Below are 18,580 nucleotides of genomic sequence, written 5' to 3'. Positions count from 1 at the left end.
TCGGCATGCACCCCTCCGACCCCCCCCCCCCCCCCCACCCCCCCAACCCCCCCCCCCCCCCTCCCCCCCCCCCCCCCCCCCCCCCCCCCCCCCCCCGCGCAGGCTTGGTCTAGACCTTGACAGGTACAGACCATTCCGGTTCAGTGGCGGAAAGCCGTCGGCTCCGGCGGCAACTCCCCCCACTCGAGGAGCATTTCCATGTTCCGTGCGCTACGCCGCCGCACCCTGGCCCTGCTGGCCACCACCGCCACTGCGCTCTCGCTCGCGGTCGCCATGCCCGCCTCGCCCGCCGCCGCCGCGGCCTGCGCGGGCGCCTGGTCCGGGTCCGCCGTCTACACCGGCGGGGCCACCGTCTCGCACGCAGGCCACAACTGGCAGGCGAAGTGGTGGACCCAGGGAGAGACACCCGGGACCACCGGAACCTGGGGCGTCTGGGCCGACCAGGGCGTCTGCGGCGGTACGGACCCCGGCCCGGGACCGGACCCGCAGCCGGGCGGATTCGTCGTCAGCGAGGCGCAGTTCCAGCAGATGTTCCCGAACCGCAGCGCCTTCTACACGTACAGCGGCCTGACCGCGGCGCTCTCCGCGTACCCGGGCTTCGCGACCACGGGCGGCGACACCGTCAAGCGCCAGGAGGCGGCCGCCTTCCTCGCCAACGTCTCGCACGAGACCGGCGGCCTCGTGCACGTCGTCGAGCAGAACCAGGCCAACTACCCGCACTACTGCGACGCGACGCAGCCCTACGGCTGTCCGGCCGGCCAGGCCGCGTACTACGGCCGCGGCCCCATCCAGCTGAGCTGGAACTTCAACTACAAGGCCGCGGGCGACGCGCTCGGCATCAACCTGCTCGGCGACCCGTACCTCGTGGAGCGCAACTCGGCCGTCGCCTGGAAGACCGCGCTGTGGTACTGGAACACGCAGAACGGCCCCGGCCGGATGACCGCGCACGCCGCGATGACGGGCGGCGCGGGCTTCGGCGAGACCATCCGCTCCATCAACGGCGCACTGGAGTGCAACGGTGGCAATCCGGCCCAGGTCCAGAGCCGGATCGACAACTACCGCCGCTTCACCCAGATCCTGGGCGTGCCCACGGGCGCCAACCTCAGCTGCTGACCGGCACACCGGCCGGCCGCACAGGCGCGCGCCCCTGCCGCCCCGGCACTCCGGGGCGGCAGGGGCGCGCGCACGACCTGCGGCCCGGCGCGTCAGCGCGGGCAGGCGGCCTCGATCTCGGCGAGCAGTCCGGCGTCCAGCGGGCGGTCCGCCGCCGCGGCGTTCGCGCGCACCTGCTCGGCCGAGGTCGCACCGGCGATCACGGAGGAGCAGCCCGGCTGTGCGGACAGCCAGCCGATGGCCAGTTCGAGCAGGGTCCGGCCGTGCTTCTCGGCGAGCGCCGCAAGGGCCTCGACCCGGTCGAGCCGCTCCTCGGTGACGTAGTCGTCGTTCTCCAGGCGCGAACCGGCCGGGACGGGGACACCGCGGCGGATCTTGCCGGTCAGCAGGCCGTTGGCGAGCGGGTAGTACGGCAGCACACCGAGGCCGTAGTGCCGGGCTGCGGGCAGGAGTTCGGCCTCCGCGCCGCGCTCCAGCAGCGACCACTCGTTCTGCGCCGAGACGAAGGGCACGGCACCGAGCTCGCGGGCCGTGTGGGCCGCCTCGGCAAGCTGCCAGCCGCTGAAGTTGGAGTGGCCGAGGTAGCGGACCTTGCCCTCCGCGACGAGCTCGGTCAGCGCGGCGAGCGTCTCCGCCACGGGGGTGGAGGGGTCGTGGCTGTGCAGCTGGAGCAGGTCGATGTGGTCCGTGCCGAGCCGGCGCAGCGAAGCCTCGACGGCACGCCGGATGTAGGCCCGGCCGCCGAGCGCGCCGGCCGCCGGACCGTATCCCATGTCGGCGTCGTCGTAGCCGAACTTGGTGGCGAGGACGACCTCGTCGCGGCGCCCCTCGAGGGCCTTGCCGAGGAACTCCTCCGAAGCACCGCGCGGACTGCCGTAGATGTCGGCGGTGTCCAGGAAGGTGATGCCCGCGTCCAGGGCGGCGTCGACGACTTCCCGGGTGGCGTCGGCGTCGAGGCGCGCGCCGAAGTTGTTGCAGCCGAGGCCTACCGCGGAGACCTTCAGTCCTGAAGTGCCCAGAGATACGTAACGCATGGGTGGGACGGCTCCCGTTCATGATCGGTGTGCAGTGATCCAAATGGGTGAGGGCCCCAAGCCTCGCACGAGGAGCGGCTCAGTCGGCCGCCCCCCGGTCGAGGAAGCGTCCAGACTTGGTCCTGAGCTGCTCGGCGAAGTACCCGGGGGCGTCCGGCCGCATCCGGGCGAGGGCCACCAGCGCCGTGACGGCCACGTCGGCGACCTCGGCGTGCACGTCCTCCCAGGTGTGGGAGCGCCCCTTGCGGGGGTTGGTGCCGCGGGCGCCGATGACGGCCTGGGCGGCTTCGCCGTACTCCTCGCCCAGTTTGAGCACTTGGAGGGACCAGCGCTCCTCCTGGCCGATCCCCAGCTCCGCGTGGTGGGACTCGAAGGCCTCCGCCAGCTCTCCGACGATCTTCCAGACGTCGTCCATGCGTCTCCTGTCAGTGCGCCGTGCGCTGCGGGCCGGGTCCGGGGCGCGGGCCCTGGAGCCGGGAGCGGCGCGGGTTGCCGAGCGTACGGGGCAGGCCGGGCAGGGCGGAACCGGGCAGCCCCGGTTCCGGCGGGGGCAGGCCGAGGTTCCGGCGGAGTCCGGCCAGGGCCGCGTACACGGGGGCGAGCACGCCGGGCGCCGCCGGGTGCGCGGTGGCCAGGGCCTGCGCGGTGGTCTCGATGACGTCGAGGGCGTCCTCGGCCGCTTCCCGGCTCCAGCGACCCGGTCCGACGGCGTCGTGCAGATGACAGGCGGCTTCGGCGGCGTCCGCGGCGCGCTCCCCCACGCCCGGCGCCGCCGTCTCGGGCAACACGTCCATGCCCGGGTCAACGACCCCGGGGCCCCGGGGGGAACGGGTCGGCTACGGACCGGCGATGATCCAGATGACAGCGACGGTGCGGGTGTCGGGGATGACGCGGTAGAGGACGGTGACGACGCCTCCGGTGTCGGCCGCGGGGGCGGTGAGGACCCGGCGGAGTTCGGCTCCGCTGACCGGTTCGGCGGAGCTGTCGGCCCGCGGGTCGACGGCGAGCTGCTTCAGGGCGACGTAGAGGGACTTGCGTTCACCCGGGGTGAGTTCGGCGACCTCGCGGTTGAGCCGCTCGGGCAGCAGAACGTTCCAGTCGCTCAACGGCCCCCCTCGCCGAACGCCGGTCCGCCGTACGGATCGCCGTACGGGGCATCGGGTGAGGCGTCGAGCGAGGCGAAGAAGTCCGCCATGCCCATGGTCTTCTCGCTGCCGTCGAGCGCGTCCGCGACGGCGGCGGCGACCTCGGGCCGGGTGCGCAGGGCCAGGACATGGCGGTACTCGGTCAGGACGGCCGGGACGGCGGCCAGCACGGCGGCGTCCAGCCGGGCGTTGAAGGCCGCAAGGTCGAGCGGCGCTGCCACGGCGAGTGCGGCACGCAGCTCGGCGATGGTCTGGGGGCCCTCGTCGGCCTGGATGCGGTAGGGGTCGGCATAGGGGCGGGCGGGCGGGCCCGGGGGCGTCGCGCTCATGGTGACCTCCGTCTCTTTTACCACCGTACGCCGATATCCGGCCGGGTCGAGCCCCCTGGCGGGGCCAATGTCCGGGCTGGTCAGCCGAGTTCGAGGCTGGTGATCCCGTACAGGCCCGCGAGGTGCAGTTCCGGGGCGTCGCCGGTGTACATCCGGGCGGTCTCGAAGGCCGGTTCGAGGCCGAGGGCGGACATCAGCGCGACGGCCGCGGGGTTGGCGTCGGGGACGTCGACGGCCACGGCGCGGCCGGGGGCGGCGGCCGCCAGCCGGTCCAGCAGGGCGGCCGCGGTCCGGGGGTCCTCGGCGTACAGCGGTCCGACGCGCCACGGTCCGCTGGACGGCCGGACCACGCCGAGGCCCTCGATCCGGCCGTCGCGGACGGCCGCCACGGCGGTCCGGCCCGGCAGGCCCGTCCAGGCGGCGAGGAAGCCGTCGCGCGGCTCCGGGAAGAAGCGCCGGTCGTACGCCGCGAGCAGGGCGAAGGACAGGGTGCCGGCGTCCACGAGGGCGAGGCCGCCCGGCAGCGGTTCCGGAGCCTGCGGCACGGTTCCCTGGAAGCGCGTGTTGGTCCAGGCGGAACGGAAGCCGGAACGGCGGTAGTTGGGCTGCTGCTCGACCACCCCGTCGAGGCCGACGAGCCGCCCGGCGAGCCGCTCCATCCCCGCGCGCCACAGCCGGATGCCGTAGCCGCGGCCGCGGACCTCGGGGCGGGCGATGTAGAGGCCGATGAAGCCGAAGCCCCGGCCGTACCGGACGGCCGAGATGGAGGCGACCGGCTCCCCGTCGAGGCGGCCGATGAGGAAGCCGGCGGGGTCGGTGACGGCGAACGCCGTCGCGTCGCCGTCGCCGGGGTTCCAGCCCTCGTCGTCCGCCCAGCTGCGCAGCAGGGCCATGTCGGCGCGGCTCGCGGCCGCGATCTCGAATCCCTTGGTCCGTTCCATGCCCGGTTTGTAGCAGATTCCGGACGACCGGGGCGGCGGGTGGCCTGATCCCCACCAGCGGAATGCCGGATACCGCCTACGGGCTGGTAACTTCCGCGAGTTGATCTTGCCGGCCGCCCCGTACGGCGGTCGGCCGTGCGCCGTCGCGCGCCGTCGCGCGCCGTCGCGCGCGTCCCGCCGCAGCGCTCTACCCGCTCCGACCGGTCGACCTTCTCGACTCTCAGGCAAGGAACCACATTGCACCGCCTTCGGCTCAGCCGCTCCCTGATCCCGGCCTTCGCGCCGGCCCTCGCCCTCGCCCTGCTGCCCGCCGTCCCGGCCGCAGCCGACACCGGCGCCTCCGCGACCCCGCACCTCGACTCGATCGAGCAGACCCTCCGCCAGGTCTCGCCCGGCCTCGAAGGCCGCGTGTGGGAGCGCACCGACGGCAACCGCCTCGACGGGACCGTCGCCGAACAGGACGGCTGGCTGCTCCAGACCCCCGGGTGCTGGGGCGACCCGGCCTGCGCGGAGCGGCCCGGAACCCGCCGGCTGCTCACCAAGCTCACCGAGAACATCTCCAAGGCGCAGCGGACGGTCGACATATCGACCCTGGCGCCGTTCCCGGACGGCGGCTTCCAGGACGCGATCGTCGCAGGCCTCAAGGCGTCCGCCGCGAACGGCAAGCACCTCAAGGTGCGCATCCTGGCCGGTGCCGCGCCGCTCTACCACATGAACGTGGTGCCGTCGAAGTACCGCGACGAGCTGGTCGCCAGGCTGGGCGCCGCCGCCGGGAACGTCACGCTGACCGTGGCCTCCGCGACCACGTCGAAGACCGCGCTGTCCTGGAACCACTCCAAGATCGTCGTGGTGGACAACCAGTACGCGATCACCGGTGGAGTGAACAGCTGGAAGGCCGACTACATCGACACCACCCACCCGGTGGCGGACGTCAACCTCGCCCTGTCCGGTCCCGCGGCCGGTTCCGCGGGCCGCTACCTGGACACCCTCTGGGACTGGACCTGCCGGAACAGGAGCAGCTTCGCCAGCGTCTGGTTCGCCTCGACCGGCGGAGCCGAGTGCATGCCGTCGTTCCAGCAGGAGACGGCCGGCCTGCCCGCCCCGGCCGGCGGTGACGTCCCGGTGATCGCCGTCGGCGGCCTGGGCGTCGGCATCCAGCGCAACGACCCCTCCTCGCAGTTCCGGCCCGTCCTGCCGACGGCCTCCGACACCAAGTGCGGTCTGGTCGGCCTGCACGACAACACCAACGCCGACCGCGACTACGACACCGTGAACCCGGAGGAGAGCGCGCTGCGGGCGCTGCTGTCGAGCGCCACCGGCCACATCGAGATCTCGCAGCAGGACCTCAACGGCAGCTGCCCGCCGCTGCCCCGCTACGACATCCGGGTCTACGACGCCCTCGCCGCGAAGCTGGCGGCCGGGGTCAAGGTCCGCATCGTGGTGAGCGACCCGGCCAACCGCGGTGCGGTGGGCAGCGCCGGCGGCTACTCGCAGATCAAGTCGCTCTCCGAGATCAGCGACACCCTGCGCGACCGCCTCGCCCGCGTCACCGGCGACCAGGGCAAGGCCCGCGCGGCGATGTGCGCGAACCTCCAGCTGGCGCCGTTCCGCGCCGCGTCCGGGTCGAAGTGGGCCGACGGCAGCCCGTACGCCCAGCACCACAAGCTCGTCTCGGTGGACGGCTCCGCCTTCTACATCGGCTCGAAGAACCTCTACCCGGCGTGGCTCCAGGACTTCGGCTACATCGTGGAGAGCCCGGCGGCCGCCGCCCGGCTGGACGCGGAGCTGCTCACCCCGCAGTGGCAGCACTCCAAGTCCGCGGCGACGTTCGACTACGAACGCGGCGTCTGCCAGGCCTAGTTGCGGCCGGGGTACGCCGACAGGGCGGCGAGGGCCGGCCGGGGCGTGCTCCGGTGGGCGTCGCTGACCTGGCCGTCACCCACCTCGACCACGCGCCACGCGCCGTCCTCGCGCAGCGCGAGGTCGGTGGTGACGAAGCGGCACCCGAGGGCCCGTACCGCGCCCCGCACCGGACCGAGGTCCGGCTGCGGGGCGCGGTCGTACGGGCTGTCCGGATGGGGCGTCACCAGCCGCGCGTCGCCGTCCACCCACCACACGCGGACCTCCGCGGCCGTGGAGTCGCCCTGTACGAACGGTTCGAACGCGCGCAGCACGACGCCGCCCGCCAGGTACTCGCCCTGGAGGTCGAGGAAGCGCCCCACCACGCGGGCGAGCGCGGCGGTGTCGGCGAGGTCGGGGACGTAGCAGGCCTGCGCCCATTCGTGCTTGCGGGACTTGACGTAGTCCTTGACGATCGCCGGTCCGGGCGGCAGGGCGGCGGCCAGCGCGGCGAGCCGGGTGCCGTCGGGCCGCTCGCCCGGCGCGAGAGGCTGCCACACGCTGACCGGGGTGAGCCGGTCGAACGCCCGGTACCAGCCCGGGAGCTCGTGCGCCGCCCGGTACATGCCGGGGGTGGTCAGCAGGGCGCAGCCCCGGGCCTCCAGGGCCGCGTCCAGGCCGTCGTACCGCTCGCCGGGGATCATCCACCCGCGGTACGTGACGGGTCCGGTCCCGGCCGGCACCCGCGCCACGGCCCGCTCCGCCTCGCCCCGCAGCAGCGCGTCGTGGTCGATCAGCGCGATCCGGCCGCCGTCTTCCCGCACGGCGCGGGCCTCGGCGGCGAAGTGCGCGTCGGGCAGCCGCGGATCGAGCGGGTCGGCGCAGTAGAGGACGGTCGCTGTCATGCCCGTCAGCCTAAGGGCTGTCCCGTGAGCCCCGGCGGGCGTACGACGCCGGCGGGGGTCAGCTCGCGGGGATGATCACCACGGCCGTGCCGTAGGCACAGATCTCGGTGCCGTTGCCGCCCGCTTCCGTCACGTCGAAGCGCGTGGCCAGCACGGCGTTCGCACCGCGGGCACGGGCCGCGGCGACGAGGCGTTCCATGGCCTGGTTCCGGCTGGCGACCAGGGTCTTGGTGAGCCCGCGCAGTTCGCCGCCCGCGAGGGACTTCAGGCCCGCGCCGATCTGGCTGCCGATGTTGCGCGAGCGGACCGTGAGGCCGAAGACCTCGCCGATGACCCGTTCGACCCGGTACCCCGGCGCGTCGTTCGTGGTGACCACCAGGACGTCGGTCCCCTGCTGGCCGCCGCTGTACTCATCGAGATCGGACATGTTCCGTAGTCTGCTCCGCATCCGCGCCACCCGCAGCCCGAACCGCGCCGGGGCCCGTGATGGGATGCGGTCATGGGCGAACCCCCACTGCGCGACCGGATCGAGCGGCACTACGCACGGGTGCCCCTGCCGTTCGCGGAGGCGGAGGACCGCGGCCCGCCGCGGCTGTTCGTACGCCGGGCAGCGGGCGCCCCGTACTACCGCGGGCCCTCGCACGCACAGCCGGTCGCGGGCGCCGGTGCGGGGCAGGTGACGGCCGCGGACCCGGCCCGGGTACGGGCCCGGCCCGGCAGCGCGAGCTGGGGGTGCCGGAGGCCCTCGAACGGCCCTCCGAGGTGTGGCCGGAGCTGTGCGCCCCGGTCACGGCGGCGGGGATGGCGGCACCACGGAGACCGGCGGCATCGCAGCCCTCCCCGCCGCGCGCCGCCAGGGCCTCGGGGCCGCCGTCACCGCGGGGCTCGCCGCCCACGTCGCGGCCCACGGCGTACGGACCGTCTTCCTCCCGTACGCCCTGGAGGGTCAGTGGTGGAAGCCGGTGCGGGCGGTGTCGGAGGGGCCGGCGCCGACGAGATGGGCAACGGCCCGGCGCATGTCCTCGGCGAGCAGGACGATCTGGTCGCGCGTGATGCCGTGCCGGACGAGGACGCGCTGGATGACCGTCTCCTCGCGGTCGGCGGGCAGCGGGTACGAGGGGACCTGCCAGCCGCGCATGCGCAGCTGGTCGGAGAGGTCGTACAGGCTGAAGCCCGCGCCCCCGGGGTCGGTCAGGGTGTAGGAGACGGCGGGCAGGGCGCCCTGGCCGTCGTAGAGCAGGGTGAAGGGGCCCATCTCCCCGATCAGGCCGGCCAGGTGGCGGGCCGTGTCCGCGCAGGCCTGCTGGACCTTGCGGTAGCCGCCCCGGCCGAGCCTGAGGAACATGTAGTACTGCGCGATGATCTCGCCGCCGGGGCGGGAGAAGTTGAGGGCGAAGGTCGGCATGTCGCCGCCCAGGTAGCTGACGCGGAACACCAGGTCCTCGGGGAGGAGTTCGGCGCTGCGCCACACCACCCAGCCGACGCCGAGCGGGGCGAGCCCGTACTTGTGGCCGGAGGTGTTGACCGAGGCGACCCGGTCGAGCCGGAAGTCCCAGACCACGTCGGGGTGGAGGAAGGGCGCGACGAAGCCTCCGCTGGCGGCGTCGACGTGGATCGGGACGTCCCAGCCGTGCTCGGCCTGGATGCGGTCGAGGGCGGCGGCGATCTCCTGGACGGGCTCGTAGTCGCAGGTGTAGGTGACGCCGAGGATGGCGACGACGCCGATGGTGTTCTCGTCGACGTACGTCTCGAGCTGGTGGGGGCGCAGGCCGGTGGCGCCGGGCTCCAGGGGGACCTGGCGCAGCTCGACGTCGAAGTAGCGGGCGAACTTCTCCCAGCAGATCTGGACCGGACCGCACACCAGGTTCGGGCGGTCGGCGGGCTTGCCCTCGGCGCGGCGGCGCTCTCGCCAGCGCCACTTGAGGGCGAGTCCGCCGAGCATCGCGGCTTCGCTTGAGCCGGTGGTGGAGCAGCCGGTCGCGCGCACCTCGGGACCGCGGGACGCGGGCGCGGGCGCGTTCCACAGGTCGGCGAGCATGCTGACGCAGCGCGCCTCGATCTCGGCCGTCTGCGGGTACTCGTCCTTGTCGATCATGTTCTTGTCCATGCACTCGTCCATGAGGCGGTGCACGGCGTCGTCGGACCAGGTGGTGCAGAACGTGGCGAGGTTCTGGGCGGCGTTGCCGTCGAGCAGGAGCTCGTTGTGGATCATCTCGTAGACGATCTCGGGCGGGGCGTGGTCGTCCGGCATCCGGTGCTTGGGCAGGACGTGTTCGCTCAGGACGGAGGCGAAGGCGTCGGTGCTCTCGTCGTCCGGCTGGGGCCGTGTCGCATGCAGTGCCATCACCCGATTGAACACGCGATCCACCACGGAACAGGGCATTTCACCCATCACGGCATGGCCGCGGCGGACCCTGGCCGGCCGTCCGATCTACGCCGGTTCGCGCCAGCTTTGCCCTGTGAGGGCGACCACTACAACGCGCGTAGACCGAAGATCTTCCTGCGCCTGTGGCGTGTCGCAGGGAATCCTTCTGTTGCAGCAGGGCGGCTCGCGGCTACCGCCAGGAAGATCGCCAAACTCGTTTTCCGTGCAACTTATCCCCGCATGTCCGGATCGAGCCTGAACGTTTCAGCAGTGTTTCCTCGGGCCTCGACCTCACTGATAGTCATCGGCTCGCACCATTCGAGCGACCACCGATCAAGGACTGTCATGCCTCAACTCACGCGCCGCCGGGCCCTGATAGCCGGCGCCGGCGCCGTCTCCGCGCTCAGCCTGGTTGCCGCCACCCGCGCCACGGCGACGGGCCGCACCGACCACGCGGCCCACGACGCGCGCCCGGGCACCGCCGGCCACACCGGCCACGGCACCACGGCCAACGGCACGCCCGCACCCTTCAACGAGGTGTTCCAGGGCCGCCGGATCCAGGGCGCGCCCGACCCGCACGCCGGCCACGGCGGCCACCACGGCACCGGGTACTCCGTCAGCATCGACGGCAAGGACCTGCACGTCATGCGCAACGCCGACGGCACCTGGATCAGCGTGGTCAACCACTACGAGACCTTCGCCACGCCGCGGGCGCTCGCCCGCGCCGCCGTGACCGAGCTCCAGGGCGCCACGCTCGTCCCGATCCAGACCTCCTGAGCACGTCCGAACAGGGAACAATCCGATGACCATACGCAAGAACCAGGCCACCCTGACCCCGGACGAGAAGAGCCGCTTCGTCAAGGCGGTGCTCGAGCTGAAGCGCACCGGCGCCTACGACGCCTTCGTCACGACGCACAACGGCTTCATCATGGGCGACACCGACTCCGGCGACCGGGTCGGCCACCGCTCCCCGTCCTTCCTCCCCTGGCACCGCCGCTTCCTCCTCGAATTCGAGCAGGCCCTCCAGGCGGTGGACGCGAGCGTCGCGCTCCCGTACTGGGACTGGACGGCCGACCGCACCACCCGCTCCTCTCTGTGGGCGCCCGACTTCCTGGGCGGCACCGGCCGGGCCCGCGACGGGCAGGTCCTGGACGGTCCGTTCGCCCAGGCCCAGGGCAACTGGCCCATCAACGTCCGCGTGGACGGCCGGTCCTTCCTGCGCCGCTCGCTCGGCACCTCCGTGGCCCAGCTGCCGACGCGGGCCGAGGTGGACGGCGTGCTCGCGATGGAGGTGTACGACACGGCTCCGTGGAACAGCTCCTCCAGCGGGTTCCGCAACCACCTGGAGGGCTGGCGCGGCGTCAACCTCCACAACCGGGTGCACGTGTGGGTCGGCGGCCAGATGGCCACCGGAGTCTCCCCCAACGACCCGGTGTTCTGGCTGCACCACGCGTTCATCGACAAGCTGTGGGCCGACTGGCAGAAGCTGCACCCGCAGTCCACGTACCTGCCCGCGGCGGGCACGGCGAACGTCGTCGACCTCCACGACACCATGCGGCCGTGGAACGACGTGACCCCGGCCGACATGCTCGACCACCGGAAGTTCTACACGTTCGACACCGAACCGGCCGCCTAGCGGCGGGAGTCCGGGGCGCCCGGCACCCAGCGGTAGTGGAGCTCGGGGCGGCCCACCTGGCCGTAGCGCGGGGTGCGCACGGCCCGGTCCGCGCCCACCAGGTGCTCCAGGTACCGACGGGCCGTGATCCGCGAGATCCCGGCCGCCTCGGCGGCCACGGCCGCCGTCACCCCGTCGGGCGCCCCGCGCAGGATGCCCGCGACCCGGTCCAGGGTGGGGGCGCTGAGCCCCTTGGGCAGGGCGGCGGGCTGCGGGGCGCGCAGCGCGGCGAGGGCGCGGTCGACGTCGTCCTGGCCGCCCGCCTCACCGGCCGCGGTCCGGAACTCCGCGTACCGCAGCAGCCGGTCGCGCAGGGTGGGGAAGGCGAAGGGCTTGAGGACGTACTGCACGACGCCCAGGGAGACGCTCTCCCGGACCACGGCGAGGTCGCGTGCCGAGGTCACGGCGATCACGTCCACCCGGTGCCCGGCGGCGCGCAGCCCGCGGGCCAGCCGGAGCCCGTGCCCGTCCGGCAGGTACAGGTCGAGCAGGAGCAGGTCGACCGGGGCCCGTTCGAGGGCCCGGCGGGCCTCGGCGACGGAGTGGGCGGTGCCCGCGACGGTGAAGCCGGGGACCCGGTCGACGTAGAGGGCGTGGGCGGCGGCCGCGACGGGGTCGTCCTCCACGACGAGCACGCGGACGGGCCCGGGGGCGGGCAGGGGTCCGTCCGCAGGCTCGCGCCCGGCGTGGCCCGGGGCAGGGGTCGGGGTGGTCATCCGGTCGGCTCCGATCCCTGCCGGGCCGCCGCCGGCAGTGGCAGGTGCACGGTGAACTCAGCTCCCCCGCCGGGCGGTTCGCACACCTCGACGGTGCCGCCGTAGCGGTGGGCCGTCTGCCGGACCAGGGCCAGCCCGAGGCCGCGGCCGGGCCCCTTGCCCGACCATCCGCGGGCGAAGACGTCCGCTCCGGCGGGCAGGCCGGGGCCGTTGTCGGCGACGGTGAGCCGCAGGCCGGTGCCGGTGCCGCGGGCGGTGACCGCGACCGTGGCGCCGGGGGTGCCGGTGACGGCGTCGACGGCGTTGTCGATGAGGTTGCCGAGCACCGTGACCAGGTCCCGGGCGGGCAGTACGGCGGGCAGGGCGCTGTCCGGGGTGACGACCAGCTCCACCCCGCGCTCGTGGGCCTGGGCGGCCTTGCCGAGCAGCAGGGCGGCGAGGACCGGCTCGTCGACGGCGGTGACGACCTGGTCGGTCAGCGCCTGGGCGAGTTCCAGTTCGGCGGTGGCGAACTCCACCGCCTCGTCGGTGCGGCCCAGTTCGATCAGGGAGACCACGGTGTGCAGGCGGTTGGCCGCCTCGTGTGCCTGCGAGCGCAGGGCGCGGGTGAAGCCGCGTTCGTGGTCCAGTTCCCCGGTGAGCGACTGGAGCTCGGTGTGGTCGCGCAGGGTGACGACGGTGCCGCGGCGGCCGCCGCCGGCGACCGGCGAGGTGTTCACCACCAGCACCCGGTCGGCGGTCAGGTGCACCTCGTCCACGCGGGGTCCGTCCGCGAGCAGCGCACCGGCCAGCGGGGCGGGCAGGCCCAGTTCGGCGAGGTTGCGGCCGAGGACGTCCCCGCCGACGCCGAGCAGTTCGCGCCCGCCGTCGTTGACGAGCGAGATCCGGCGCTGCCCGTCGAGCATGAGCAGGCCCTCGCGCACGGCGTGCAGGGCGGCCTGGTGGTAGTCGTGCATGCGGCTCAGTGCGGCGGCGTCCATGCCGTGGGTGTGGCGGCGCAGCCGGGCGTTGATCACGTACGTGCCCAGGCCGCCGAGCGCCAGGGCGGCCGCGGCGACCCAGGCGAGGGCGGCGAGGCGCCCGCCGAGCCGCTCGCTGACGGCCTGGACGGTGATCCCGGAGCTGACCAGCCCGAGGATCCGCCCGTCGTCGGTGATCGGGGTGACCACGCGGATCGAGGGTCCGAGGGTCCCGGTGTACGTCTCGCTGAAGGTGCGGCCGCGCAGCGCGGGGCCGGTGTTGCCGAGGAACCGCTCGCCGATGCGGCGCGGATCCGGGTGGGTCCAGCGCACCCCGGCCGGATCCATGATCGTCACGAAGTCCACCCCGGCGTCGGCCCGGACCCGCTCGGCGTACGGCTGGAGCGCGGCCGTGGGGTCCGTACCGGCGATCGCGTCCCGCACCGACGGCGAGTCGGCGACGGCTCGCGCGACGGCCCCGGCCTGCCGCTGGGCGGCCTCCTCGGCCTGGTCGCGGGCCGCGGCGTACGCGAAGACGGCGCAGCCGGCGACGACGACCGCGACGAGCACGGCCTGCATCGCGAAGAGCTGGCCGGCCAGGCTGCGGGGGCGGGGGATGCGGAACATGGCGCTCAGTGTGCACCGGTCGGTGAACTCAATGAACGCAACGGTGACCGGGGTCACAGCCTGATGGACAGTCTTCGGGACCCACTCCGATCCATCTCAGGGAGCCACCGTGTCCGCACCACGTGAGCGCAGCGCCGGCCGGGACAGAACGCACTACCTCTACCTCGCGGTGATCGCCGCGGTGGTGCTCGGCATCATCACCGGCTTCGCCGCGCCCGGCGTGGCCGTCGAGCTCAAGCCGATCGGCACGGGCTTCGTCGACCTCATCAAGATGATGATCTCGCCGATCATCTTCTGCACGATCGTGCTGGGCGTCGGGTCGGTCCGCAAGGCGGCGAAGGTGGGCGCGGTCGGCGGGCTGGCCCTCGGCTATTTCCTGGTGATGTCGACGGCCGCCCTGGGGATCGGCCTGCTGGTGGGCAACCTCCTGGAGCCGGGCAGCGGCCTGCACCTCACGGAGGCCGTGCGCAGCGCGGGCGAGGCGCAGGCGAAGACCGGCGGCGCGGAATCGACGGCGGACTTCCTGCTGGGGATCATTCCGACGACGCTGGTGTCGGCGTTCACGGAGGGCGAGGTCCTCCAGACCCTGCTGGTGGCCCTGCTGTGCGGGTTCGCGCTCCAGGCGATGGGCCGGGCCGGCGAGCCGGTGCTGCGCGGCATCGGCCATGTGCAGAAGCTGGTCTTCCGGGTGCTCGGCATGATCATGTGGGCGGCGCCGGTGGGCGCCTTCGGGGCCATCGCGGCCGTGGTCGGCGCGACCGGCATCGATGCCCTCAAGTCGCTGGCCGTCATCATGATCGGCTTCTACACGGCCTGCGTGCTCTTCGTCTTCGTGGTGCTGGGGACCCTGCTGCGGGTGTGTACGGGCATCAGCGTCTTCGCCCTGCTGAAGTACCTGGGGCGGGAGTTCCTGCTGATCCTGTCGACCTCCTCGTCCGAGTCGGCGCTGCCGCGGCTGATCGCCAAGATGGAGCACCTGGGCGTCTCGAAGCCGGTCACCGGGATCACGGTGCCGACGGGGTACTCGTTCAACCTGGACGGTACGGCGATCTACCTGACCATGGCGTCGCTGTTCGTGGCGGAGGCGATGGGTGACCCGCTGTCGATCGGCGAGCAGGTCTCGCTGCTGCTCTTCATGATCGTGGCGTCGAAGGGCGCGGCGGGCGTGACGGGCGCGGGGCTGGCGACGCTGGCGGGCGGGCTCCAGTCGCACCGGCCGGAGCTGGTCGACGGGGTCGGCCTGATCGTGGGCATCGACCGCTTCATGAGCGAGGCGCGGGCGCTGACCAACTTCGCGGGCAATGCGGTCGCGACCGTGCTGGTCGGCACGTGGACCAGGGAGTTCGACAGGGAGCGGGCCGCCGAGGTGCTCGCCGGACGGCTGCCGTTCGACGAGACGACGCTGGTGGAGGAGGGCGGACCGGAGGTATACGACGACGAGCCGCTGCTGCCGGAGCCGCGCCCGGTGGGCAAGGACCAGGCCATGGCCTGACGGGTCGGCCGCGGAAGGCCCCGGCGGCCCGCCCCCTCTGCGGGGGGGGGGCGGGCCGCCCGGTCAGTAGTAGCCGCGCTCCCCGTCGATGATCTCGCGGATCGCGTCCAGGTGGCCGGCGTGGCGGGCGGTTTCCTCGACCAGGTGGAAGAGGATCCACCGCAGGCTGGCCGCGGACGACTCGAAGTCCGGGTGGCGGCCCGTCTCGTCGAGCGGGCGGCCCGCGATGATCCCGTCCGTGACCGCGCACTGCTGCTCGTACTCCTCGAGGAGCTGCGCGAGCGGTATGCCCTCGACCATCATCTCGGAGTCCTCTGGGCCGTCGAAGCCGGGGCCGCTCGCCTCCCGGCCCAGCAGGATCACCTCGAACCACAGGTGCTCGACCCAGCGCAGGTGGGCGACCAGTCCGGCCGTCGTCATGAGGGGCGAGTGCGGCAGGACGGCCCGGTGGGCGTCCTCCTCGGAGAGTCCTTCGCACTTCCAGCGGACGACGGCGCGCTGCATGCCGAGCCAGCCGGTCAACTGGGTTCGCTCGTCCGCCTCGTAGGGAGGGCGGAGGCGGGGAGGGGGCGCAGAGGTCATGGCCGGGGACGCTACACGGCGCCCTCGCCGCCGGGCACCCGGATTTCCACCACGGTCACCACGGCGTGCCGGGCGGGGCCGGTCACGGCCAGCACCGTCATGCCTGCGGCGCAGGTGGCGTACGGCTCGCCGTCGCCGGTGCGGGCCCGGCGGCCGGGTCCGGCGGCGGTCAGGAAGGCGGTGGCCTGCGCGGCCTGGGCGGGGGTGAGCGGCCGGGCGGCCCGGAGGCGGCCGTCGGGGAGCCGTACGACCAGGCGCTTGGGCACGGCGGCCGCTCCGGTGTAGCCGAGGACGGGCAGCTCGGTGCGTTCGGCGTGCCGCCGCCGGATCCAGCTGCCCGGTGCGCCGTAGCGGGACGCCGCGTGTTTGGCGACGACCGCCTCGACGCCCTGGTCGCGCAGGGAGTCGTACCAGACCTCGGCGATTCCGGGGTCGTCCGCGGCGGGAACGGGCTGCAGGGGCGGCCCCATCAGCTCGAGCACCTCCAGGAGCAGCAGCCTGCGCTCGTGGTACGGCAGGGTGCGGACATCGCCGTGCGCGGGGTGCGCGAGGAGGTCGAACGCGGCGTAGGAAGCGGGCAGTTCACGGGCGAGCCGGGCACCGCCGGCCGGTCCTGCGGCGGTGCGCCGCCAGGCGGCGGACGGGTCGATCGCGCCGTCGCGCCAGATCACGGCCGCGCCGTCGAGCACCGTGCCCGCGCGCAGCCGCCGGCCGGCGTGGGCGAGGTCCGCCCAGGCGGCGGTGATCTCGCGTCCGGTACGGGTGTGCAGCCGGGCCCCGGACGGGTCGCGGTGCAGCACCGCGCGCTGCCCGTCGAACACCGGCTCGAACCACCAGTCCGGGCCCTGTGGCAGGGCGTCGGCGTCCTCGGCGGTGGCGGCGGCTACGGGGAATTCCACGGGACCAGCCTGCAGACGGATGCCGGGTCGCGCGCGTCCACTACGCCACCGGGCCCAGGCCGGCCGTCGCACCGCTCCCAGGACGGCCGGAACCCGGGACGGACGCGCCCGGCAGCGCTCACTTGACCTTCGGCGGGACGAGGAGGCGTTCGGTGCCGAGCCGGGTGGTGGTGTCCTGGTAGGAGGAGAGCCGGCCGTCGGCCCAGCGGACGAGCAGGTCGTCGGGGCGGCCGCCCGCGGTGTGGCTGCCTGCGGCGGCGAGCTGCGCGGTCTTGTTCCACGCGGACGGCGGCCGGAGGGTGACGCTGGGACGGATGCCCCCGGGGCCGAGGTCGGGGCTGACGGTCTGCCGGCCGTCGGCCCAGCGCACGACGAGGTCCCAGCTGCCGGTCGCACTGCCGGTGAAGTTGCCGCCGACGATCTGGGCGGCGTGCTTCCACACGGCGTTGGGGGCCTGGAGCCTGGTCTCCCTGCGGAGCTTCACGGTGGCGCTGACGTCGCTGTAGAGGCTGACCTCTCCGTCGGACCAGCGCACCACGAGGTCGTCGGGCCGCTGGTTGGCGGTCCAGCGGCCCGCGGCGATCTGGACGGCGTGCTTCCAGGTGCTGCCGGCGCCCTGCAGGACGGTCTGGCGGCCGAGCTTGTTCACGGTGCCCGGGTTCGCGTGCAGGGTGACCCTGCCGTCCGGCCAGCGCACGACCAGGTCGGTCGTACCGCCGCCGGTGAACTCGCCGCCGGTGACGGCGACGGCCTTGGACCAGGTGGTGTTCGGGGCGGCGAGCCGCACCTCGCCGGTGTAGCCGCCGCGTCCGTCGCCCGTGTAGAGCGTGATCTCGCCGTCGCTCCACACGACGAGCAGGTCGGCCCTGCCGTCTCCCGAGTATTCTCCGGAGACCATGTGGCGGGTGTGCACCCAGGTTTCGCCGCCGCCCATGACGTCCGGCAGCGGGGGCTTTCGGGCGGGGGTGCGGCCCGCTACGGCGTCGTCGTAGAGCTCGAAGACCGCGGAGTCGTAGAGCGGGCTGAAGGAGATGGCGTGGTCGTTGTTCTCCAGCCCGCCGCCGTTCCAGCCGCCGAGGTTGCCGACCAGTTCGCCGGTCCGCTTCTTCTCGTCGTAGTTCAGGAGGAACGGGCTGCCGGAGGTGCCGCCGTAGTAGCCGCCGCAGGCGAAGCGGAGCTGCTTGTAGCCGGTCAGGCGGGTGGTCGTGGTGCGGCACTTGATGGCCTGGTCGGCCGGGGCGCTGCGGCTGTTGGGGTAGCCGACGACGGTGACCGGGACGGCGTAGCCGGGCGTCCGGGTGAGCTTGTTGCCTCCCGTGACCTGCTGGATCTGCTTGCCGGCCGGGTTGGGCCGCACGGTGGCGAAGGCGAAGTCCAGGTCGGAGCCGGGGCCGATGCGGGTGTGCCGGCTGTCGCGGAAGGCCCGGTCCACGGCCCAGATGCCGTGGGGCTGGGCGGCCGGGGCCACCCCGGTGCGGTACTGGGGGACGAAGGCGGTCTTGGTGCCGAGGGAGCAGTGCGCGGCGGTGGCGATCAGGTTGCCCTGCGGGCTCTGCACCACGCTTGCCGTGCAGCTGTGCGTGGCGAGGGCGCTGTCGACGTAGTAGAGGACGCCGACCGTGGGCGACCCGGTGTAGCGGGTCGAGGTGACGGGGGCGTACGCCGACCGGGCCGGGAGGGTCGGCGGGGCGGGGGCCCCGGTGGGCGGGGTGGCCGTGGCCATGCGGTCGGCGGTCCAGAACCGGGCGGCGGCCTCGCTGGTCCAGTCCTGTGCGGCGGGCGCTCCGGCGGCTCCGCGGGCTCCGGCCTGGGCAGCGGCTCCGTCCCGGGTGACGGGTCCCGCCTGGGTGACGGGTCCCGCCTGGGCGGTCGGCGCAGCGGCGGCGGTGATCAGGGCGGCACCGGCCACCGCTGCAAGGGCTCGCGCCCGTCGAGAGGTACCCACAACGGCCTTTCTGC

At 73.7% G+C, this 18,580-nt stretch carries 19 protein-coding genes; 5 read left to right on the top strand and 14 right to left on the bottom strand.

All coding sequences use genetic code 11. The annotated features are described in order from the left end of the window. The first annotated feature begins 198 nt into the window (after positions 1 to 198). Positions 199 to 1,113, top strand: coding sequence for a glycoside hydrolase family 19 protein (locus tag ACZ7H1_RS04730; RefSeq protein WP_470783736.1), 915 nt, complete (start codon positions 199 to 201; stop codon positions 1,111 to 1,113). Positions 1,114 to 1,205: 92 nt separating this feature from the next. Here the strand turns inward: ACZ7H1_RS04730 and ACZ7H1_RS04725 are convergent, their stop codons facing one another. The 6 genes from ACZ7H1_RS04725 to ACZ7H1_RS04700 all read right to left on the bottom strand — a co-directional run bounded on the left by ACZ7H1_RS04725 (position 1,206) and on the right by ACZ7H1_RS04700 (position 4,562). After that, positions 1,206 to 2,147, bottom strand: coding sequence for an aldo/keto reductase (locus ACZ7H1_RS04725; protein WP_470783734.1), 942 nt, complete (start codon positions 2,145 to 2,147; stop codon positions 1,206 to 1,208). 79 nt (positions 2,148 to 2,226) lie between these two features. Then, complete coding sequence (locus ACZ7H1_RS04720) at positions 2,227 to 2,562, bottom strand: MazG-like family protein (protein WP_470783732.1); 336 nt, start codon at positions 2,560 to 2,562, stop codon at positions 2,227 to 2,229. 10 nt (positions 2,563 to 2,572) lie between these two features. Continuing rightward, complete coding sequence (locus ACZ7H1_RS04715; protein WP_470783731.1) at positions 2,573 to 2,941, bottom strand: hypothetical protein; 369 nt, start codon at positions 2,939 to 2,941, stop codon at positions 2,573 to 2,575. Positions 2,942 to 2,983: 42 nt separating this feature from the next. Then, positions 2,984 to 3,253 (bottom strand): hypothetical protein, encoded by a 270-nt coding sequence (locus tag ACZ7H1_RS04710; protein ID WP_470783729.1) that lies wholly within the window; start codon positions 3,251 to 3,253, stop codon positions 2,984 to 2,986. Next, positions 3,250 to 3,621 (bottom strand): hypothetical protein, encoded by a 372-nt coding sequence (locus ACZ7H1_RS04705; protein ID WP_470783728.1) that lies wholly within the window; start codon positions 3,619 to 3,621, stop codon positions 3,250 to 3,252. The genes ACZ7H1_RS04710 and ACZ7H1_RS04705 overlap by 4 nt, the downstream gene beginning before the upstream one ends. 80 nt (positions 3,622 to 3,701) lie before the next feature. Then, complete coding sequence (locus ACZ7H1_RS04700) at positions 3,702 to 4,562, bottom strand: GNAT family N-acetyltransferase (RefSeq protein WP_470783727.1); 861 nt, start codon at positions 4,560 to 4,562, stop codon at positions 3,702 to 3,704. Positions 4,563 to 4,799: 237 nt separating this feature from the next. Between ACZ7H1_RS04700 and ACZ7H1_RS04695 the strand changes: the two genes are divergently transcribed. Beyond that, positions 4,800 to 6,422, top strand: a complete 1,623-nt coding sequence (locus ACZ7H1_RS04695) for a phospholipase D-like domain-containing protein (protein WP_470783726.1) — start codon at positions 4,800 to 4,802, stop codon at positions 6,420 to 6,422. On the opposite strand, the gene ACZ7H1_RS04690 is transcribed toward ACZ7H1_RS04695, so the two are convergent. From ACZ7H1_RS04690 to ACZ7H1_RS04680, 3 genes are all read right to left on the bottom strand, one after another. Then, positions 6,419 to 7,306, bottom strand: coding sequence for an ATP-grasp domain-containing protein (locus tag ACZ7H1_RS04690; RefSeq protein WP_470783725.1), 888 nt, complete (start codon positions 7,304 to 7,306; stop codon positions 6,419 to 6,421). The two genes, ACZ7H1_RS04695 and ACZ7H1_RS04690, sit on opposite strands and share 4 nt — an antisense overlap. Before the next feature lie 58 nt (positions 7,307 to 7,364). Next, positions 7,365 to 7,733, bottom strand: a complete 369-nt coding sequence (locus ACZ7H1_RS04685; RefSeq protein WP_470783724.1) for a YbjQ family protein — start codon at positions 7,731 to 7,733, stop codon at positions 7,365 to 7,367. A gap of 519 nt (positions 7,734 to 8,252) precedes the next feature. Beyond that, complete coding sequence (locus ACZ7H1_RS04680; protein ID WP_470783723.1) at positions 8,253 to 9,650, bottom strand: glutamate decarboxylase; 1,398 nt, start codon at positions 9,648 to 9,650, stop codon at positions 8,253 to 8,255. Between the two features lie 366 nt (positions 9,651 to 10,016). Between ACZ7H1_RS04680 and melC1 the strand changes: the two genes are divergently transcribed. Both melC1 and melC2 read left to right on the top strand, forming a co-directional pair. Further along, entirely contained in the window at positions 10,017 to 10,448 is a 432-nt protein-coding gene (melC1, locus tag ACZ7H1_RS04675) for an apotyrosinase chaperone MelC1 (RefSeq protein WP_470783722.1), read from the top strand. A gap of 25 nt (positions 10,449 to 10,473) precedes the next feature. Next, positions 10,474 to 11,307, top strand: coding sequence for a tyrosinase MelC2 (gene melC2, locus ACZ7H1_RS04670; protein WP_470783721.1), 834 nt, complete (start codon positions 10,474 to 10,476; stop codon positions 11,305 to 11,307). On the opposite strand, the gene ACZ7H1_RS04665 is transcribed toward melC2, so the two are convergent. Together ACZ7H1_RS04665 and ACZ7H1_RS04660 are read right to left on the bottom strand one after the other, a co-directional pair. Next, positions 11,304 to 12,062, bottom strand: a complete 759-nt coding sequence (locus ACZ7H1_RS04665; RefSeq protein WP_470783719.1) for a response regulator — start codon at positions 12,060 to 12,062, stop codon at positions 11,304 to 11,306. The two genes, melC2 and ACZ7H1_RS04665, sit on opposite strands and share 4 nt — an antisense overlap. Beyond that, complete coding sequence (locus ACZ7H1_RS04660; RefSeq protein WP_470783717.1) at positions 12,059 to 13,648, bottom strand: sensor histidine kinase; 1,590 nt, start codon at positions 13,646 to 13,648, stop codon at positions 12,059 to 12,061. The genes ACZ7H1_RS04665 and ACZ7H1_RS04660 overlap by 4 nt, the downstream gene beginning before the upstream one ends. Before the next feature lie 109 nt (positions 13,649 to 13,757). On the opposite strand from ACZ7H1_RS04660, the gene ACZ7H1_RS04655 reads away from it, so the two are divergent. Continuing rightward, on the top strand, positions 13,758 to 15,140 hold the full coding sequence (locus ACZ7H1_RS04655) for a cation:dicarboxylate symporter family transporter (RefSeq protein WP_470783716.1): 1,383 nt from the start codon (positions 13,758 to 13,760) through the stop codon (positions 15,138 to 15,140). Positions 15,141 to 15,203: 63 nt separating this feature from the next. Here ACZ7H1_RS04655 and ACZ7H1_RS04650 read toward each other — a convergent pair whose 3' ends face one another. The 3 genes from ACZ7H1_RS04650 to ACZ7H1_RS04640 form a co-directional block, all read right to left on the bottom strand. Beyond that, a complete protein-coding gene (locus tag ACZ7H1_RS04650; protein ID WP_470783715.1) occupies positions 15,204 to 15,722 on the bottom strand; it encodes a DinB family protein in 519 nt (172 codons plus the stop codon). Positions 15,723 to 15,733: 11 nt separating this feature from the next. Beyond that, positions 15,734 to 16,621 (bottom strand): ATP-dependent DNA ligase, encoded by an 888-nt coding sequence (locus tag ACZ7H1_RS04645; protein WP_470783714.1) that lies wholly within the window; start codon positions 16,619 to 16,621, stop codon positions 15,734 to 15,736. Between the two features lie 118 nt (positions 16,622 to 16,739). After that, positions 16,740 to 18,566, bottom strand: a complete 1,827-nt coding sequence (locus ACZ7H1_RS04640) for a trypsin-like serine peptidase (RefSeq protein ID WP_470783713.1) — start codon at positions 18,564 to 18,566, stop codon at positions 16,740 to 16,742. Positions 18,567 to 18,580 lie beyond the last annotated feature (14 nt).

It is taken from the genome of Streptomyces sp. NPDC037401, from assembly GCF_055602345.1.
This window is presented reverse-complemented; position numbering and strand designations above follow the sequence as displayed.

Bases quoted from the DNA above. Each gene is read 5' to 3' on its own strand.
- ACZ7H1_RS04725 (WP_470783734.1), bottom strand. From the start codon at position 2,147: ATGCGTTACGTATCTCTGGGCACTTCAGGACTGAAGGTCTCCGCGGTA.
- ACZ7H1_RS04700 (WP_470783727.1), bottom strand. From the start codon at position 4,562: ATGGAACGGACCAAGGGATTCGAGATCGCGGCCGCGAGCCGCGCCGAC.
- ACZ7H1_RS04690 (WP_470783725.1), bottom strand. From the start codon at position 7,306: ATGACAGCGACCGTCCTCTACTGCGCCGACCCGCTCGATCCGCGGCTG.
- ACZ7H1_RS04665 (WP_470783719.1), bottom strand. From the start codon at position 12,062: ATGACCACCCCGACCCCTGCCCCGGGCCACGCCGGGCGCGAGCCTGCG.
- ACZ7H1_RS04660 (WP_470783717.1), bottom strand. From the start codon at position 13,648: ATGTTCCGCATCCCCCGCCCCCGCAGCCTGGCCGGCCAGCTCTTCGCG.
- ACZ7H1_RS04685 (WP_470783724.1), bottom strand. From the start codon at position 7,733: ATGTCCGATCTCGATGAGTACAGCGGCGGCCAGCAGGGGACCGACGTC.
- ACZ7H1_RS04720 (WP_470783732.1), bottom strand. From the start codon at position 2,562: ATGGACGACGTCTGGAAGATCGTCGGAGAGCTGGCGGAGGCCTTCGAG.
- melC1 (WP_470783722.1), top strand. From the start codon at position 10,017: ATGCCTCAACTCACGCGCCGCCGGGCCCTGATAGCCGGCGCCGGCGCC.
- ACZ7H1_RS04680 (WP_470783723.1), bottom strand. From the start codon at position 9,650: ATGGCACTGCATGCGACACGGCCCCAGCCGGACGACGAGAGCACCGAC.
- ACZ7H1_RS04730 (WP_470783736.1), top strand. From the start codon at position 199: ATGTTCCGTGCGCTACGCCGCCGCACCCTGGCCCTGCTGGCCACCACC.
- ACZ7H1_RS04650 (WP_470783715.1), bottom strand. From the start codon at position 15,722: ATGACCTCTGCGCCCCCTCCCCGCCTCCGCCCTCCCTACGAGGCGGAC.
- ACZ7H1_RS04705 (WP_470783728.1), bottom strand. From the start codon at position 3,621: ATGAGCGCGACGCCCCCGGGCCCGCCCGCCCGCCCCTATGCCGACCCC.
- ACZ7H1_RS04715 (WP_470783731.1), bottom strand. From the start codon at position 2,941: ATGGACGTGTTGCCCGAGACGGCGGCGCCGGGCGTGGGGGAGCGCGCC.
- melC2 (WP_470783721.1), top strand. From the start codon at position 10,474: ATGACCATACGCAAGAACCAGGCCACCCTGACCCCGGACGAGAAGAGC.